The following is a 17,457-nucleotide window of genomic DNA, read 5'->3' as shown; positions in this document are numbered from 1 at the left end:
CCGTTTGCCCGAGGGTGAGCTAACATGAATAGCTCATCTGATCTTGGGCTTCGGTTTGTGTCAACGCTAGGATTTTAGCGGTCTAGCTGAGGCCTGGGTTGAGAAAAGTCGTTTGGGAATGTAGTCCTTGTCTCAACGGTGATGACCGGATCGGGCTATGGTAGTTGAGTGGTGGCACGCAAATCGCCGATGGATCTTCTAGAGTATCAAGCCAAAGAGCTGTTCCGCGAAATGGACATTCCTGTCCTGCCCTCGCAAAAAATTCATTGTCCCCAAGATCTTAAGGGGCTAAAAATACCTTACCCGATTGTGCTCAAGTCTCAGGTTCGCGCCGGAGGCCGGGGTAAAGCGGGGGGGATTCGCTTTGCAACCAATACCATTGATGCGATCGCCGCCGCTCAAGCGATTTTTCATCTGCCAATTCAGGGAGAGTTACCCGAGATCCTACTGGCTGAGGCGAAATACAACGCCTCGCAGGAGTTCTATTTGGCGATTTTGCTCGATCGCACGGCCCGCCGCCCGGTTCTCTTGGGATCGCCCTATGGTGGGGTTGAGGTCGCCTTCACTCAGGATAAAATGCAGCGGGTGGTCGTTGATGAGGAGTTTTCCCCGTTCTATGCTCGTCGGTTGGCCTTGAAGATGGGTTTGAGTGGGGAGGCGATTGAAGCCGTTAGCCGCGTCATCAAGCGGATGTATCGCTTGTTTGTGCAGAAGGATTTGGATCTCGTGGAGATTAACCCCCTCGGGATTCGCGATAATGGTGAGGTGATGGCTCTCGATGGCAAGGTGACGGTCAATAATGAGGCCCTCAATCGCCATTACAATCTGACTCGGTTACTGCAAGAACGCAATTTTGAGCAACCGGACGAGTCCTCGGTGTTTCCGGCCCATGATTTTGTTGAATTTGATGGCAAACTGGCGATTCTCTGTAATGGGGCCGGCTTGACGATGGCCACGTTTGATTTGGTCTGTGAAGCGAAGGGCAAACCGGCGAATTTCCTCAATTTGGGCAGTGAACAGGCTTGGTATGGAACCCATGCTGACCCCCTCGAACGGTTACGATTGGGCCTCGATGCGGTGACGCGATCGCCCCAGGTGTCGGTGGTGTTGGTCAATCTCATCGCCGGAGTGACTCGCTGTCAGGATATCGCGACGACCTTGGTTGAGTTTAGTGACGGTCTCGATCGCCCCTGTAAGTGGATTGTTCGCCTGGTGGGGGGAGACCTCGTCACCGCTGAAAAAACGCTCAAACAGGCGAATCTGACGACGGTTAAAAGTCTTGATGAAGCTGTTTCTCTTGCTGTTAAAGCTGTTTAATTACTCATGCAGTTCACCGCTGATACGAAAGTTTTAATTCATGGGATTGCCGAACCTCTGGCAGCGACCCATAGCATCTTAATGAAAGCCTATGGAACGCAAGTGGTGGCCGGGGTGAGTCCCGGTTTGGGGGGCAGTGAACGGGATGGGATTCCTGTTTACGATTTGGTGGAAGTGGCGATGAAGGATGTGGGGCCGATTGATGCGGCGGTGATTTTTGTGCAACCCTATTTGGTGTTGGATGCGGCCCTAGAGGCGATCGCGGCGGGGATTCGTCAGTTAACTATTGTCACGGAAGGGATGCCGCCGATGGACATGGTGAAATTGATTCGCAAGGCCGATGCGACGGAAACTCTGGTGGTGGGGCCAAGTAGCCCCGGCTTGATTATTCCTGGACAGAATATCCTCTTGGGCACTCACCCGGCGGAGTTTTATACGCCCGGTTGTGTGGGCCTGATTAGCCGCTGTGGAACCCTCACCTATGAGATTGCTCTCTCTCTGACGGAAGCGGGGTTAGGACAGTCGATTGGGGTGAGTATTGGCGGCGATGGCATTTTGGGGTCATCGTTTGCCCAATGGTTACAGATTCTCGATGAAGATGACACGACGGAGGCGATCGTGATTGTGGGCGAGATTGGCGGAAGCGGGGAAGAAGCCGCCGCTGATTATGTGGCTGAAGCGATTGATAAACCCGTGGTTAGTTATGTGGCCGGTCGCCATGTTCCCAAGGGACGACGGCTGGGCCATGCGGGGGCGATCGCTGCTAATTTAAGTCATAAAACTGAGAAAAAAATTAAAGAAGCGGGAAGTTCTGCACTCTTTGACCTCGATATTGGCACCGCAGAACATAAAATTAAAGCCTTTAAAAAAGCCGGTATTCCGGTGGCAGAACGTCCGTCAGAAATTTCTAAGTTAGTGAAAAAAGCATTAAAATAAAGATGGATTGGGTGTATTTTGGCGGTCTTAATGGTTAAGATGTTGAGATTTTAAAACAGGTCTAAAAACCGTCGCAATTCACCGATTGTCGAGGCAGCAAACATGGCAAAAGCGAAAATTGGTTTAGGAAATCCGACCCGAGTCGCTTGGTTTTTTTTGGCCCCGGCTTTAGTCATGTTGTCGATTTTTGTCCTGGGACCCATTGTCTATCTAATTTATCTCAGTTTCACCAGTGGCAGTTTTACCCGCAGCGGCAGTCAATGGATTGGCCTGGCTAATTATGAACGGGCGATCGCCTCTCCCGAGTTTTGGCAAGTCCTGGGAAACACCCTCTATTTCTCCATCGCCACAATTATTCCTAGTATTATCATTCCCTTAATCTTGGCGGCCGTGTTAGAGAAGGCGATCGCCCTCAAATCGTTACTGCGAACCGCCTATTTTCTCCCCGCCATTACCTCCACCGTCGCCGTGGGCCTCGGTTGGCGTTGGCTTTTCCAAACCGATGGCCCCATCAATAGCATTCTCGACAGCCTCGGCATCACCCCCATTCCCTGGCTAGGGAGTGCTACCTGGGCCATGCCAATTCTCATTCTCCTGAGTATTTGGAAACAACTCGGCTTTAACCTGGTTGTGTTTCTGGCGGGCTTACAAGCCATCCCTCAATCTCGCTATGAGGCGGCGAAACTCGATGGGGCCAATGGCTTTCAGCAATTTCGCCATGTCACCGTTCCCGGCTTGTACCCCACCCTGGTTTTTGTCATGGTGACAACCGCCATGTTTACCCTGCGTAGCTTTGAACAAGTCTATGTGATGACCGGAGGTGGTCCTTTGAACTCCACCAATATTCTGGTGTATTTCGTCTATGAGCAAGCCTTTGCCCTGTTTGACTTTGGCTATGCTGCCGCCTCCGCCACTCTTTTGTTATTGGTGGCCCTCTCTTTGGTGACGCTTCAGCTTCAACTCACAGACGAGTAACGACGACGAGAAATGGCCTACGCCGTGGGGGTAGCCAGCATCTCCTGGTGATTTTCCACCACATCGTGCAAGGCATCCCGTAGGGTATCCATCTGATGTTTGTCAGGAATTGGCCCGAGAATATCAAACTTCTGCAAGCGGTCTTCCACTTTTCCAGAACTGCCCACCACATAGACATCTAAGCCTTGTTTCAGGGCATCGTTGACCATTTTTTCCATCGCCAAAGAGGCAGTTACCCCTAAGGTGGGAACATTCGTAAAGTCTAAAATCAGAACCTTGTATTGGCCAATCATCGAGTGACGTTGAGAAATGGCTTTAGCGGCTCCAAAACTCAGGGATGCCCCTAAGTGAATGAGCAACACTTTGCCCTTGACTTTTTCGAGCAGCAATTTCTCTTCATGTTCGAGTAATTCGGCATCATCTGAAGCCGTAATCACTTTGACATTTTTGGCTTGAATATCCGAGAGACGCTGAATCGTTAAGACGTTGGCAATAAAGACACCAGCACCAACGGCAACAATCAAGTCCACAAAAATCGTCAGCAACATCACCCCATACATAATGGCGGCGGCTTTGATGGATAGACGATGTGCCCGTTTGAGGAAACTCCAGTCAATGATATCAATCCCGACTTTGAGGGCGATCGCCGCCAAAACAGACAGCGGCACCATTTGCGTCAAGGGAGCGGCGACAAAGACAAAGACAAGCAGAGTGACGGCATGAAACATCCCGGAAATGGCGGTGGTTGCCCCCACTTGCACGTTAATAACCGTGCCAATGGTCGCCCCAGCACCAGGTAAGCCACCACAGAATCCTGAGAGCATATTGCCGATGCCCTGACCAATCAATTCTTTGTTGGAGTTATGTTCGTATTGGGTCAGACTATCGGAAATAATCGAGGTCAGAAGGGAGTCGATGGAACCAAGCATCCCTAAAACCAGGGCGTTGATGACCATCAATTGCAGGTCACCCCCCGAGATTCCCGAGAAGGTCGGTAGATAAAATTCGGGTAAGCCGGCCGGAATATTCCCGACAACTTTGAGTTGACCGGATAAGAGGGTGGCAGAAATGAGGGTTCCCAAGACCAACGCAATCAGTTGCGGTGGCACGGTTCGGGAAACACGAGGGGGGGTGAGAAAGAGCAAGGCTAAGGTTAACGCCCCCAAGCCCACTTCGGGAGGACTGGCATTGCTGACAAAACCCGGTAAAGCGGCGAGAGTTTTGACCACCCCTTGCACCCCCTCTTGACCGAGAAACGGGGGGATTTGCAAAATCAGCATGATGAAGCCGACCCCCGACATAAAGCCGGACACCACGGTATAGGGCATCAGGGTGATGTATTTCCCTAACCGCAAGACCCCAAAGAGAATTTGAAATAGGCCGGCCATCATGACCACGGTAAAGGAGATGGCCCAACCCTCGGGACCGGGGTATTTGTTGGTAAAGGTGACAATGACGGCGGCCATGACCACGGTCATCGGTCCAGTGGGTCCGGAGATGAGGGTGGGAGTTCCCCCCAGTAAGGCGGCGAAAAAGCCTAGGATAACGGCGTTGTAGAGTCCGGCGATCGGCCCTGCACCTGAAGCCACACCGAAGGCAAGAGCCATCGGTAAGGCCACAATGGCAGCAGTAAGCCCACCGAACAAATCACCCCGCAGGTTGCGGGTGTGGATATAGTTCGTGATTTTCATATCTGGCAGGTTTGGGTTGAGATGGAGCCAGGCAGAGCAATCAGATCAAGGCCATGTGATCCACGTTGCTGATTGGCATCTGTCTGCACCCGAACTACATCTAACATTGACTGGGCCAAATATAAAAAAATTCTTATATAAATTTTACTTATAAAACAATTTAACGTTAACGATTGCCGTTCCCTTCGCTTCCGAGAAACAAGAGCTTGCATCCAACTCAGATGCAAGCTCTTAGCGTTAATGGCGGCTCCAACTCGGGTTCACGGGTTGCGCCGATGGCGATCGCCCAACTCCGTCAACTTTGCAGCGATTGAGCATCTATAGCAATCGAAGATTGCCTGATTGACACTCTGAATTGAGAGAGAATTGAGAGAGAATCCCCCAGCTGTTGCCTGTTACCTGTTGCCTGTTGCCTTCTTTTCCCCGTCTTTTGTCCTGTTTAGACCAATTTTTGCTATAGTTTGCCATCCCGTTCAGCAGAGGTTTCAGCAAAGCGTACCCGGTGACGGCGAGATACCTGCTGCTCTGGATCAATGCCATCAAAGGTCGGCGGAATCCAAGCGCGGACCACCAACAAACCTCCCAGTACAATCAGAAATGAGCAGACTGCCATGACCTGTACCCAGGGAGTTTCCAAAATGCCTCGGACAATGATTTCCCGCAATACCGATACAATCGAAACCTCTACAGCGACTCCAATCGAAACGCGATGCTCTTTTAGATAAATAATGAGTAGTCTAAATAACTCAACTAAAATGAGCAGGAATAAAATATCGGAGGTGACCCGAGGAAAGTCCAACGGGGGCAACAGCGACAGAAACATCTCTCGCAGTTGGATGACCATGAAGCTGAACAGGCCAATGCACAAGGAAATTACAATTAAGTCCTGCACCATCTCCAGAAAACGAAGGATGTGGACGCCATTTAACCAATTGCCCCAGCGAGGAGAAGAGTTTGTGGATAAAGGTTTCATCGTTATCAGAAATAATCGTTATCAGAAGTCAAAAGGTCAATGAGTCAGTCCAGGGGGCTAGAGGCTATCTGGTTGAGAGACTTGTGGGTCGGGATCTGCCGAACTCGGAGAGCATCGGCAGACCTGGAATCGGTTTGGAATTAGCCTCCTGGCATCAAGGCTTGAGCTAACCCGATGTAGAGCGGTATTCCGATGGCGAGGGCAACCGGGGTCCCGACGGCTGTGGATGAGCCGATGTAGGCGGAGGGATTGGCTTTGGGAATGCCAGCCCGTAATGTGGGCGGTCCTGAGATGTCGGAACTCGAAGCGGCGATAACAGACAGGATTACGACGCCGCCAGCGGTGAATCCCGTGGTGATGTGGGCGACATAGCCGAGACCAAAGCCAATGAGTCCATGAAGCAGTGGTGCGATAAAGGCATAGACGGCATACCACTGAGCTACTTTGCGTAGCTCGCCGATTCGTGACCAGGCTTCCATCCCCATGACCAGCATCAGGATTGACAGTAGACCACGGAAGAGGGGATTGAAGAAGCTCTCATAGACGCTTTCGGGCTGGGTTAGGATGCCGAGTGCCAGACCGAGTAGCAGTGCCGATAGGGCAGACCCCTGGAGGCTTTCCTGGATGATGGGCCAGATCTCGACCCGTTTGTTGGCGTTACTGTGCTGCTGGCTGAGATACTCTTGCCTGCTGCTGGGATACTCCGGCTCGCTGGGATAGCCGCCTGCGGCAACGGCCTGTTTGCTCAGAGACTCCTGTTTGCTCAGAGACTCTTGTGTGCCGAGAGACTCCTCTTTGGCTTTTTGCTTGCTGACGTAAATACTGGCTAAGACGATCGCCGTGACGAGTGCAGGGATGTCCATAAACGGATACAGTGCCGCCGCCCAAGCTTCGTATTCGATACCTTCGGATTCGAGCATTGTTAAACCGGCGGCGAGGGTCGAGCCACTGACGGCCCCGAATAAGCCCCCGGTTGCGATCGCATCGACGGTTTTAACTTTCGGCAGTCTGGCTAATGTATTACTTGCGATGAGTACGATAACAATCCCAATGATTGCCGCAAACACCGCCGGCAACAGCATCTGTGCGAGATTGGCGTTGCGGATAGCAATGCCGCCGCTCAGGCCGACTTTGATCAGCAGCATGAAAACGATGAATTTATAGATCGCATCAGGAATTTGCAGGCGGCTATTGAGGGCGGCGACGACCATACCCCCAATCAGAAAGCCAAGGGTCGGGGACTGCAACTTATCGCCGAAGCGCGTTAAAAAATCAGACAAGAACTCCATTTTGTAATTCCTCCTTCGGACTCCTCTGACGAGAAGCGATTGTGGTGGTCAGTGGGTTTGAAACAGTTGAAGACTGTGAGAATAAAGCGTGTCGTCCCTACTGCACAGGTGTTATGCGACTACCTATCAATAGGGTGTTCAGAGGTGTCCGCTCTCCGAACGGGACTCGAAGGTGTTGCTATGGGGTAGCACCATCCATAGATAAATGTCTATTAAAAACCAAATCTCCATCTGCTTAAGTCTATGTGCTTAAGTTTATCTTAAAATCTGCCAAAATTTGCGATCGCCCGACCTAGATCAGCGAAGTAATGTTAAATGCAAAGCATAAGCAAAAGTTATTAATTACCAAAACTCGTATCTCTCGCGTCAATCTAACCCAGGTGACTTCCTCAGGAGAACGGTTTAACGATCGCCGGTGAGTCTCATTGGTGGTTATGGCCGCACCCGAAACGATAAGCCATGCTTATAGAAGGCTTCCGCTAATCTGAGTCAATCTTGCCCAAGAGAGTGTAGTGGATTCGCCGTGGTTTGATATAAAGTTAAATATATGGTTCAAGGCAAAACCATAGAGTCTTGTCTTGGATTTTCACCACTCCACTCGTTAAGAGGTAACTCACATGACCCAAAAAGCCAGCAAGCTCGTCATCGTCACGGAAAATTTGCTGCTGAAAAAGATCACCAAGATCATCGACAAATCCGGTGCTGCCGGTTATACGGTGGTGGCCGCTGGCGGTAAAGGCAGTCGTAACGTGCGATCGTCAGGACAACCCAACGTTTCCGACACCTCCTCGAATATCAAGATCGAGGTACTCACGGCGGATCGGGATATGGCGCTGAGGATTTCCGATGAGATCGCAGCGGAGTTTTTCGAGGATTATTCAGGCATCACCTACCTCTGTGATGCCGAGGTCTTATTCGCACACAAGTTCTGAGTCAAAACCCCAGCAATTCTCGTTGTCTCCAATGAGAATTGCTGGGGCGATGTAGGTAGAAACCCTAAAGGATTAGTGACGTTTCCGTTGTCGCGTAACTCTTGCGATCAATGGTGATTAAGCCACAATGATTAAACCGTTGAGGCCATCGGCGCATCTGCCATGCGATCGACGACCTGTTGCAAGGCATCTCGCAGGGTTGCTGTTTGATGCTGATCGGGGACACGGCTGAGAATATTAAATTTCTCTAAGCGACTTTCCACTTTGCCAGAACTGCCCACCACGTAGACTTCTAATCCCCGTTTTAGGGCATCGTTGACCATTTTTTCCATGGCGAGGGTTGCGGTCACCCCCAACATGGGAACATCCCGAAAGTCCAAAATGAGGACTTGATAATCTCCAATGAGCGAATGGCGTTGAGAAATGGCTTTGGCGGCTCCAAAACTGAGGGAAGCACCGAGATGAAGTAGTAAGACCTGACCTTGAACTTTCTCTAATAACAGTTGCTCTTCATGTTCGAGGAGTTCAGCTTCTTCAGCATTGGTAATGGCTTTAATGTTTTTGGCTTGAACATCAGATAAACGCTGAATCGTCAAGACATTGGCGACGAAGACTCCAACTCCGACGGCAACAATCAAATCAACGAAAACCGTTAGAAGAACCACACCATACATAATGGCAGCGGCTTTGAGGGAAACGTGATGAGCGCGTTTTAAGAAGCTCCAATCAACGATATCAATCCCCACCTTGAGGGCGATCGCCCCGAGAACAGTCAACGGCACAATTTCAGTGAAACTCGCAGCCGCAAAGACGAACACCAGGAGGGTGACGGCGTGAATCATCCCCGAGAGGGCAGTGCGTCCCCCAGCTTGGATGTTAACAACGGTTCCCATGGTTGCTCCAGCTCCGGGTAAGCCACCACAGAACCCTGAGAGAATGTTGCCAACCCCTTGACCCATGAGTTCTTTATTCGAGTCATGCTCATATTGGGTGATACTATCGGAAATTACGGAGGTGAGCAGGGAGTCGATCGAGCCAAGCATCCCTAACATCACCGCGTCAATGACCATCATTTGCAAGTCTGGCGTTGAGATCGTTGGGAAATAGAGGGTGGGTAACCCGGCGGGAATTTCACCGACGATTCTCAGTCCTGAGAGTAGGCTGGCCGAGACGCCGGTTCCGATGAGCAAGGCTAACAGTTGCGGTGGACAGACCCGGGCAATTTTGCTCGGAGTCAGGAAGAGAATGGCTAAGGTGAACAGTCCTAATCCCAGTTCATCTAAACTGGCTTGGCTAATCAACTCAGGTAAGGCTTGCACCGTTGCTAAGACTCCGCCAACGCCCTCTTGTCCGAGCAATGGTGGGAGTTGCAGCATAATCATGATGACCCCAATTCCGGACATGAAGCCGGAAATGACGGTGTAGGGCATCAGGGTGACGTATTTTCCAAGCCGGAGCAGACCAAAGAGAATTTGGAACAGCCCCGCCATCATGACCACGGTAAAGGCGATCGCCAACCCTTCGCCGTCTGGATATTTGGCGGTGAAAGTGGCGATGACGGCGGTAAAGACTACGGTCATCGGCCCGGTGGGATTGGAGATGAGGGTGGGGGTTCCCCCAAACAGGGCCGCGAAAAAGCCCAGGAGAACGGCACTATAAATCCCGGCGATCGGCCCGGCTCCAGACGCGACACCGAAGGCTAGGGCCATGGGTAGGCCGACGATCGCAGCGGTTAACCCGCCAAAGAAGTCTCCCCGCAGATTGCGGGTATGGATGTAGTTGACAATTTTCATAACAGGTTTAGGCTGAGGTCACGTCGATTAGATTCTTTGAATAACAAAAATTAGAACCATTGATTTTTGTCTATGGGTTACTGTAGCACTGAGCCTCTCAAGCCAAAACGGTTTTATGATAAGAATTTCTGATGAGACGAGTTAGGGCAACCTATGACAGCGGTTCAGAATGCACAAGAGCATGATCGGCGGCAATCGCCCCAGTTCTAGGGGCGACCGGGAAGGTTAGGGCTAGGGGTAACCTTCCCGGTCGCCGCCGTCAGACCGCCCCGGAAATGTCCCCGCCGATTGCGGCTATGGATGGGGTTGGTCAGTTTTTAGGACAGGTTTGGGCTGAAGTCCCTAAAATTGCATTATTTTATTTCAATGATAACAATTAACAGCATTGATTTTTATCTATGGCTTACGGTAGGATTAAGCCTTTCAAGCCAGAATCCTGTTCTGATAAGAATTTCTAATACCACGAGTGAGGGCAACATATCAGAGTGGTTCAGAATAAGGCTTGATGGCTGTTCTCTCCTGGAAACCCCCTATGATCCAAGCAACATTGCACCAATTACGTGTCTTTGAAACCGTGGCCCGTCACGGTAGCTTCACCCGTGCGGCTGAGGAACTCTCGATTACTCAACCGACGGTATCGACCCAAATCAAGCATCTGACTCAAACCATTGGCCTACCCTTGTTTGAGCAGATTGGCAAACAACTCTATCTCACCCAGGTGGGGGAAGAACTCCTCGACACCTGTCAAACGATTTTTGGACAGCTTGCGAACTTTGAGATGATGGTCGCCGATCTGCAAGGGGCCAAACGGGGCAAACTACGACTGGGAGTCGTCACGACAGCTAAATACTTTGTTCCCCGTCTTCTGGGTTCCTTCTGTCGGCAACATCCAGATATTGATGTCTCCCTGCAAGTGAGTAATCATCAAAAACTGGTGCAACGGATGTTAAAAAACCAGGATGATTTCTATATTCTCAGTCATCCCCCGGAGGATCTCGATTTAGTGGTGACTCCGTTCCTCGACAATCCTCTGGTGGTGGTGGCGTCTCAGGATCACCCGTTGGCGAATCAATCTAAAATCCCCCTCAAAAAGCTACGGGGAGAGGCGTTTATTATGCGAGAACAGGGTTCAGGAACTCGTCGGGCAGTGCAACAGGTTTTTGACCGTCATAAACTTACCGTCAACGTCCGTCTGGAATTTAGCAGTAATGAAGCCATTAAACAGTCAGTGATGGGCGGCTTGGGGATTTCTGTTCTCTCTCTCCATTGTTTGCGCCCGGATTATCAACAAGGGGAGTTGACAATTTTGAATGTCAAAGAGTTTCCGATTCCCTGTCGTTGGTATATCGTTCATCCTTCGGGGAAACAGCTTTCAGTGCTGGCGGAGGCGTTTTTAAAGCACTTATTGCTCGAAAGTCAGAGTATGTCTTTAAAACAAGCATCCTAGAGGACCCGTTATTCTGGGGTGTTCCTCTAGGACATGAGGCGGAAATTAATTCAGGTATTAATTCAGGTAAGGGATGAAGACAGAGTAGAGTCCTCGCAGGTCTCCGACTTCAAAATCGTAGGCTAAATCTTGAGGATAGTTGTTTTTGACAAAGTCCGGGCGATCGCCTTTGCGTCCGTGGCAAACCTGACAACTGGCTTCAACATTAATGCGACGAAAATAGCGCGCACCTTGTTGTCCGTCGAGGGTTTCTTCATCCCAATATCCCACCAAAGTAGGATTTTCTTTGAAGAGATTTAAGGCAAATTCAGCACTCTCCGTTTTCGGGGCATGGTCGGGGTTGCGATATTTTTCAGCAATCTGTTGAACCGTCCAACCCGTCTCTTGACTGAGTTGTTTAGCCCGCATCCCTACGGGTTTGCAGACTTGTTTGAAGGTTTCGAGGGTGGGTTCAGTGTTGGTTCCTTCTAGGCCCGAGGCCAGTTGCGATCGCATCCCATCGAGTTGTTCAATCTGCGTCACCGCCTCAGAGAGTTCCTCAGGGTTGAGAGATTGGGCCTGTAGGGGTGTCTGCCAGAGGAAGACCGCCACCAGGGCGATCGCCATCAGAGAGAAGCGGCGTAGCCAGGGGGTGATGCTCATAAAAAATTGTCCAGATACGACAGTTGAGTCAAGCCGTTGAGTCAAACCGTTGAGTTAAACCGTTAAGCCACGGCGTGACCTTGCTCAAGTATAAAACCACATCGTAGAAACGAGGCATAAGGGTGTCTTATCCCTGGCCAGCCAACCCGGAGCAGGCAAAGTATACTAATCTGAACACAGCACTTGCGACCAACTCGAAACTCATGGCAGAAGAAGACAAAAAAGCTAAAACCACCACCGCCGCTGACAAAGGTGGGAAAAAGAAAAATGAAAAGCCCCCCGCCGTCGAAGATAAGCCCTTCGCCGACTTCATGCACCAAGACTACCTTCCGGCCCTAAAACAGGAACTCGAAAACCAGGGCATCGAGGATTTAGACCTAAAATTCGAGAAACGCCGGGTTCCTCCCCTGGCGACCAAAGGGGAGTGCTGGCAAGTCATCGGCACCTGGCAAGGGGGCAACCGTCGCTTTGTGGTCTATTTCCCCAAAGCCGACATCAAAGGACCTCGGGCCTTTTCCTGTTCGACTGATGGAACTCACCCCAGTACCATCGAACCCTTCCTCATGGACGAACGCAAGATTAAGCTGCCCCTGTTAGTCTTCGGCGTGGTGCAGCGACTCAACGCCCAAAAATGGCTGGCCCGGAACTAAACTCAACCCCAGCGAGGGAGAGACGACGTTACCGAAACCATGAGATAATGGCTCTTGTGGTTTTGCCCCAAAACAAGCATGGTAGCGCTTTCCGAATCTCCCTTTTCCCCCGCCCAAATCGCCGCAGAAGGACTCAAACCCGGCGAATATGATGAAATCGTCCAACGACTCGGGCGACACCCCAATCGCGCCGAATTGGGGATGTTCGGGGTCATGTGGTCAGAACATTGCTGCTATAAAAACTCCCGGCCGCTGCTGAAGCACTTTCCCACCACCGGCGATCGCATCCTCGTCGGTCCCGGTGAAAACGCGGGAGTCGTGGACTTTGGCGAGGGGCTGGCGATCGCCTTCAAAATCGAATCCCACAACCACCCCTCCGCCGTCGAACCCTTCCAAGGGGCAGCCACCGGCGTTGGCGGTATCCTGCGGGACATCTTCACCATGGGCGCTCGTCCCATCGCCGCCCTCAACGCCCTACGTTTCGGCCCCCTCGACAATCCCCGCACCCGCCGCATCTTTACCGGGGTGGTTGAGGGCATCTCTCACTACGGCAACTGCTTCGGCGTGCCAACCGTTGGCGGAGACGTCTATTTCGATGCCGCCTACAGTGGCAATCCCCTCGTCAACGCCATGGCGATCGGGATCATGGAAACCGAGACCATCGTTAAATCCGGCGCATCCGGCATCGGTAACCCCGTCCTCTACGTGGGATCGACCACCGGCCGCGACGGTATGGGGGGCGCCAGTTTCGCCAGTGCCGAACTCAGCGACGAGTCCTCCGTCGATGACCGTCCCGCCGTACAAGTCGGCGACCCCTTCCTCGAAAAATCCCTCGTCGAAGCCTGTCTCGAAGCCTTCAAAACCGGGGCCGTCGTGGCCGCCCAAGACATGGGGGCAGCGGGGATCACCTGTTCAACATCGGAAATGGCCGCCAACGGTGGCGTGGGCATCGACTTTGACCTCGATCAAGTTCCCGTGCGCGAATCGGGGATGGTTCCCTACGAATATCTCCTCTCAGAATCCCAAGAACGGATGTTGTTTGTCGCCGAGAAGGGCCGAGAACAGGAGTTAATTGACGTATTCCACAAATGGGGACTCCACGCCGTCGTGGCCGGAGAAGTCATCGAAGACCCCATCGTGCGGATTCGCTTCCAAGGGGAGATTGCCGCCGAGATTCCCGCCTCAGCCTTGGCCGACAACACCCCCCTCTACCCTCGCGAGAAACCCGCTCAGCCCCCAGAATATGCCCAAATCGCCTGGGCTTGGACTCCTGACTCTCTCCCCCCCTGTGGTCCCTCGGGCATCGAGGTGGATGGGGCGTTTAAGAGCTGGAATCAGGTGCTATTGACCCTGTTGGATACCCCCAGTATTGCCTCGAAAGCATGGGTCTATCGGCAATATGATCACCAGGTGCAAAATAATACCGTGATTGTGCCAGGTGGAGCGGATGCGGCGGTGGTGCGCTTGCGTCCTCAAGAAAGCCAAAAATCAGGCCAGGACTGGACGCGAGGCATTGCCGCGACCGTCGATTGTAATTCTCGTTATGTGTATCTCGATCCGACGGAGGGGGCGAAAGCGGTGGTGGCTGAAGCGGCCCGCAATCTCAGTTGTGTGGGGGCTGAACCGGTGGCTGTGACCGATAACCTCAATTTCGGCAGTCCTGAGAACCCGATTGGCTATTGGCAGTTAGCCTGTGCCTGTGAGGGGTTAGCCCAGGCCTGTGAGGACTTTGGAACACCTGTGACGGGAGGCAATGTCTCTCTATACAACGAAACCCTCGATAGTGAAGGTAAGCCGACGCCGATTTATCCGACTCCCGTGGTCGGTATGGTGGGGTTGATTGAGAATCTTGAGCAGATTTGTGGCCAGGGTTGGCAGCAAGCGGAGGATGAGGTGTATCTGTTGGGCGTCTCCACCGAGACGCAAGATGCGATCGCCGCGCCGACGTTAGGAGCGTCCGAATATCTGGCCAGGCTGCATCAGACGGTGGCCGGGAAGCCGCCTCGGGTGGATGTGGCCTTAGAGACGGCGGTGCAAGGCGTCTGTCGTCAGGGGATTCGCCGGGGTTGGCTCAACTCAGCCCATGATGTCTCGGAAGGGGGTTTGGCGGTGACGTTAGCCGAGTCCTGTTTGTCGGGTAACTTGGGCGTCACGGTGGATCTGCCTCATGTGGGCCGTTGGGATACGCTGCTGTTTGGCGAAGGGGGTGCGCGAATTGTGGTTTCGGTGTCCCCGCAGGATGTGGCGGCTTGGGAAGCGTATTTGCAGGAGCAGTTATCGGGGTCTTGGCAACGACTGGGAACGGTGTCGGGTGAGTTGTTGCAGGTGTCGTCGGAGGGGGAAACGCTGCTGAGTCTTTCCTTGTCTCAGATGGGGGCGATGTATGAGGGGGCGATCGCCCGTCGGTTAGCCTAGATCGGTTAGCCTAGATCGGTTAGCCTAGATCGACAACGGCGATCGAAAACGGCGAATCTCGGGGCGCAAAATCCTTCCTCAGAGACGGTTTTGTCACAGTTTTGCGTGCTACGCTCGTCGATAAAACGGTGTTTTAACGACCTCAGCCGGATGCCGTTTGCCTCGGATTTCCACCTCTAGCCCTTGTCCTGGATGAGTCAAATGGGGGGGAACATAACCTAAGGCAATGTTCACGCCTAGGGTAGGTGAGGGGGCGCCGGAGGTGACCTGTCCCACAGGGGTTCCTTCTTGGAAGAGGGGATAGTCATGACGGGCAATTGAGCGCCCGAGCATGGCAATCCCCACCAGTTGGCGAGACCGTCCCTGGGCCGCCTGTTGTTCTAAGATCGGACGACCGATAAAGTCCCCTTTGCGCTCGAGATGAACTAGCCAGTCTAATCCCGCTTCTAAAGGGGTCGTTTTCTCGTCCATATCCTGTCCATAGAGGGGGAGAGCGGCTTCTAAGCGCAACGTGTCCCGAGCGCCGAGTCCGCAGGGAACCACCTCTTGTTCGAGGAGGTAATCCCATAGGCTTAACCCGGCTTCAGGAGGGAGCATGATTTCAAAGCCATCTTCTCCGGTGTAGCCAGTGCGGGCGATGAAGGCGGGATGTCCGAAAATCGAGGTCTGACAATGGTTGAAAAAGGAAAGTTGAGCCAGGTGGGTATCAACGAGAGGCTGAAGGACCGATTCGGCCAGTTGACCTTGTAGGGCCAGGAGAACTTGGGTTTCGCTGCGATCGCTCAGGTGAGTTCTCTCGGGTAAATGAGCTTGAATCCAGTCGTGATCTCGCTCTCGGGTGGCGGCGTTGACGATTAAAACCACTTCATCGTCAGCTTGACGATAGACAATGAGGTCATCGAGAATGCCCCCCTCGGGGTTCAACAGCAGGGTATAGCGGGCTTTACCGGGCTTGAGACGGCTTAAATCTGAGGGAACGAGGGGATCTAAGGTTTCCAAGGGATTGCCGCCGCTGAGGAGGAATTTGCCCATGTGAGAGATATCAAAGACTCCCACCTGTTGGCGGACGGCCTGATGTTCCTGGCGAATCCCCTGGAATTGTCGGGGCATCTCCCAGCCGGAAAAGGGGGTCAGTTTAGCCCCGAGATCGCGGTAACGGGGAAAAAGGGGAGAACGGCGCAGTGGGGGTGGCATTGGGGAGACAGTCACGGCTCAAGTTCCGGTTCAAGTTGACGATTGTTCACAAAGTCGGGGATCGCAGTCCATCGGTTTCTAAGATACGATACAACGAGGGAGCCGCAATGGTAAGACGTACCAGTAAGTATTTATGACTATGATGACGACTGCGACTTTTGCCGAGTCTTCACAAGGCGAAACGGTGGCACAGGGTGGAATGGGTGTTGGCAACCCCCTCAGTATTGCCCCGATGATGGATCGAACCGATCGCCACTTTCGCTTTTTTATTCGGCAAATCGCACGCCGCCCCTTGTTATATACAGAGATGTTAACAACTGGGGCAATTTTGCATGGAAAACGGGCAAAACTGCTGGGGTTTTCTCCTCAAGAAAAACCCCTCGCCCTACAAATTGGTGGGGATAATCCCCGAGAACTGGCCGAATGCGCCCGTATTGCTCAGGATTTGGGCTATGACGAGGTGAATTTGAATGTGGGTTGTCCGAGCGATCGCGTCCAAAATGGTAATTTTGGGGCTTGCTTGATGCAAGAACCCGAGCGAGTCGCCCAGGCCGTCGCGGCGATGACGCGGGCGGTGAAGATTCCGGTGACGGTGAAGCATCGCATTGGTGTCGATGAGTGCGATCGCTATGAGGATATGGCGGAGTTTGTGCGGATTGTCTCGGAGGCGGGATGTCAACGCTTTACCGTCCATGCTCGCAAAGCCTGGTTAAAAGGACTCAGTCCCAAGGAAAATCGCACGGTTCCCCCCCTACGCTATGAGGAGGTCTATCGTCTGAAACGGGATTTCCCTCACCTGTTTATTGAAATCAATGGCGGTTTTAAGACTCTCAGCCAGATTCGCGACCAATATCAATCTGTGGACGCGGTGATGGTGGGCCGGGCCGCTTATGACAATCCTTTTCTACTAGCGACGGTGGATCGGGATATCTATGGCGATCAGCATCCGCTTCCCACTCGCTCCCAGGTCATTGAGGGGATGCTCGGCTATTGCGATCGCTGGGTGGCTCATGGCTACAAACTCCACAGCATCTCCCGTCATATGTTGCAGTTGTTTACCGGACAACCGGGAACCAAAGCCTGGAAACGCTATCTCAGCGAACACGCGCATATCCCCGGTGCCGGGGCTGAGGTGTTAACCGCAGCCCTTGCCCAAGTTCCCAATGCTGAGTCAGCACAGACTCACTCCGTTACCTCCTAGGG

At 52.5% G+C, this 17,457-nt stretch carries 14 protein-coding genes; 8 read left to right on the top strand and 6 right to left on the bottom strand.

From position 1 onward, the window contains the following. Positions 1–189: 189 nt before the first annotated feature. From R6U67_RS16455 to R6U67_RS16445, 3 genes are all read left to right on the top strand, one after another. Positions 190–1,317: an ATP-grasp domain-containing protein gene (locus tag R6U67_RS16455; protein ID WP_410253556.1), complete on the top strand. Its 1,128-nt coding sequence runs from the start codon at positions 190–192 to the stop codon at positions 1,315–1,317. 6 nt (positions 1,318–1,323) lie between these two features. Continuing rightward, positions 1,324–2,253 carry a succinate--CoA ligase subunit alpha gene (locus R6U67_RS16450; RefSeq protein WP_410253555.1) on the top strand — a complete coding sequence of 310 codons (930 nt, stop codon included), beginning with the start codon at positions 1,324–1,326 and terminating at the stop codon, positions 2,251–2,253. Positions 2,254–2,355: 102 nt separating this feature from the next. Further along, positions 2,356–3,228, top strand: coding sequence for a carbohydrate ABC transporter permease (locus R6U67_RS16445; protein ID WP_410253554.1), 873 nt, complete (start codon positions 2,356–2,358; stop codon positions 3,226–3,228). A gap of 17 nt (positions 3,229–3,245) precedes the next feature. Here R6U67_RS16445 and R6U67_RS16440 read toward each other — a convergent pair whose 3' ends face one another. From R6U67_RS16440 to R6U67_RS16430, 3 genes are all read right to left on the bottom strand, one after another. Then, the gene (locus tag R6U67_RS16440) at positions 3,246–4,919 is read right to left on the bottom strand and encodes a SulP family inorganic anion transporter (protein WP_410253553.1); all 1,674 of its coding nucleotides are present in this window, start codon (positions 4,917–4,919) and stop codon (positions 3,246–3,248) included. A 454-nt stretch (positions 4,920–5,373) separates the two neighbouring features. Continuing rightward, complete coding sequence (locus R6U67_RS16435; protein ID WP_410253552.1) at positions 5,374–5,892, bottom strand: phosphate-starvation-inducible PsiE family protein; 519 nt, start codon at positions 5,890–5,892, stop codon at positions 5,374–5,376. Between the two features lie 140 nt (positions 5,893–6,032). Then, a complete protein-coding gene (locus tag R6U67_RS16430; protein ID WP_410253551.1) occupies positions 6,033–7,181 on the bottom strand; it encodes a sodium-dependent bicarbonate transport family permease in 1,149 nt (382 codons plus the stop codon). Between the two features lie 617 nt (positions 7,182–7,798). Between R6U67_RS16430 and R6U67_RS16425 the strand changes: the two genes are divergently transcribed. After that, positions 7,799–8,113: a P-II family nitrogen regulator gene (locus R6U67_RS16425; RefSeq protein ID WP_410253550.1), complete on the top strand. Its 315-nt coding sequence runs from the start codon at positions 7,799–7,801 to the stop codon at positions 8,111–8,113. Between the two features lie 131 nt (positions 8,114–8,244). Here R6U67_RS16425 and R6U67_RS16420 read toward each other — a convergent pair whose 3' ends face one another. Then, positions 8,245–9,906, bottom strand: a complete 1,662-nt coding sequence (locus tag R6U67_RS16420; RefSeq protein ID WP_410253549.1) for a SulP family inorganic anion transporter — start codon at positions 9,904–9,906, stop codon at positions 8,245–8,247. Positions 9,907–10,438: 532 nt separating this feature from the next. On the opposite strand from R6U67_RS16420, the gene R6U67_RS16415 reads away from it, so the two are divergent. Further along, complete coding sequence (locus R6U67_RS16415) at positions 10,439–11,353, top strand: LysR family transcriptional regulator (RefSeq protein ID WP_410253548.1); 915 nt, start codon at positions 10,439–10,441, stop codon at positions 11,351–11,353. Positions 11,354–11,410: 57 nt separating this feature from the next. Here the strand turns inward: R6U67_RS16415 and R6U67_RS16410 are convergent, their stop codons facing one another. After that, positions 11,411–11,995 (bottom strand): DUF3365 domain-containing protein, encoded by a 585-nt coding sequence (locus tag R6U67_RS16410; RefSeq protein ID WP_410253547.1) that lies wholly within the window; start codon positions 11,993–11,995, stop codon positions 11,411–11,413. A 203-nt stretch (positions 11,996–12,198) separates the two neighbouring features. On the opposite strand from R6U67_RS16410, the gene R6U67_RS16405 reads away from it, so the two are divergent. After that, the gene (locus R6U67_RS16405) at positions 12,199–12,645 is read left to right on the top strand and encodes a DUF2996 domain-containing protein (protein WP_410253546.1); all 447 of its coding nucleotides are present in this window, start codon (positions 12,199–12,201) and stop codon (positions 12,643–12,645) included. 78 nt (positions 12,646–12,723) lie between these two features. Continuing rightward, a complete protein-coding gene (gene purL / locus R6U67_RS16400) occupies positions 12,724–15,060 on the top strand; it encodes a phosphoribosylformylglycinamidine synthase subunit PurL (protein ID WP_410253545.1) in 2,337 nt (778 codons plus the stop codon). A gap of 108 nt (positions 15,061–15,168) precedes the next feature. Here purL and gcvT read toward each other — a convergent pair whose 3' ends face one another. Next, positions 15,169–16,254: a glycine cleavage system aminomethyltransferase GcvT gene (gcvT, locus tag R6U67_RS16395; RefSeq protein WP_410253569.1), complete on the bottom strand. Its 1,086-nt coding sequence runs from the start codon at positions 16,252–16,254 to the stop codon at positions 15,169–15,171. A 199-nt stretch (positions 16,255–16,453) separates the two neighbouring features. On the opposite strand from gcvT, the gene dusA reads away from it, so the two are divergent. Then, positions 16,454–17,455 (top strand): tRNA dihydrouridine(20/20a) synthase DusA, encoded by a 1,002-nt coding sequence (gene dusA / locus R6U67_RS16390; protein WP_410253568.1) that lies wholly within the window; start codon positions 16,454–16,456, stop codon positions 17,453–17,455. The last annotated feature ends 2 nt before the right edge of the window (positions 17,456–17,457 follow it).

The sequence above is a fragment of the Sodalinema sp. genome (assembly GCF_046483825.1).
GTDB lineage: Bacteria > Cyanobacteriota > Cyanobacteriia > Cyanobacteriales > Geitlerinemataceae > Sodalinema.
The sequence above is the reverse complement of the archived record's forward strand: the minus strand, read 5'-3'. Positions and strand labels throughout refer to the sequence as shown.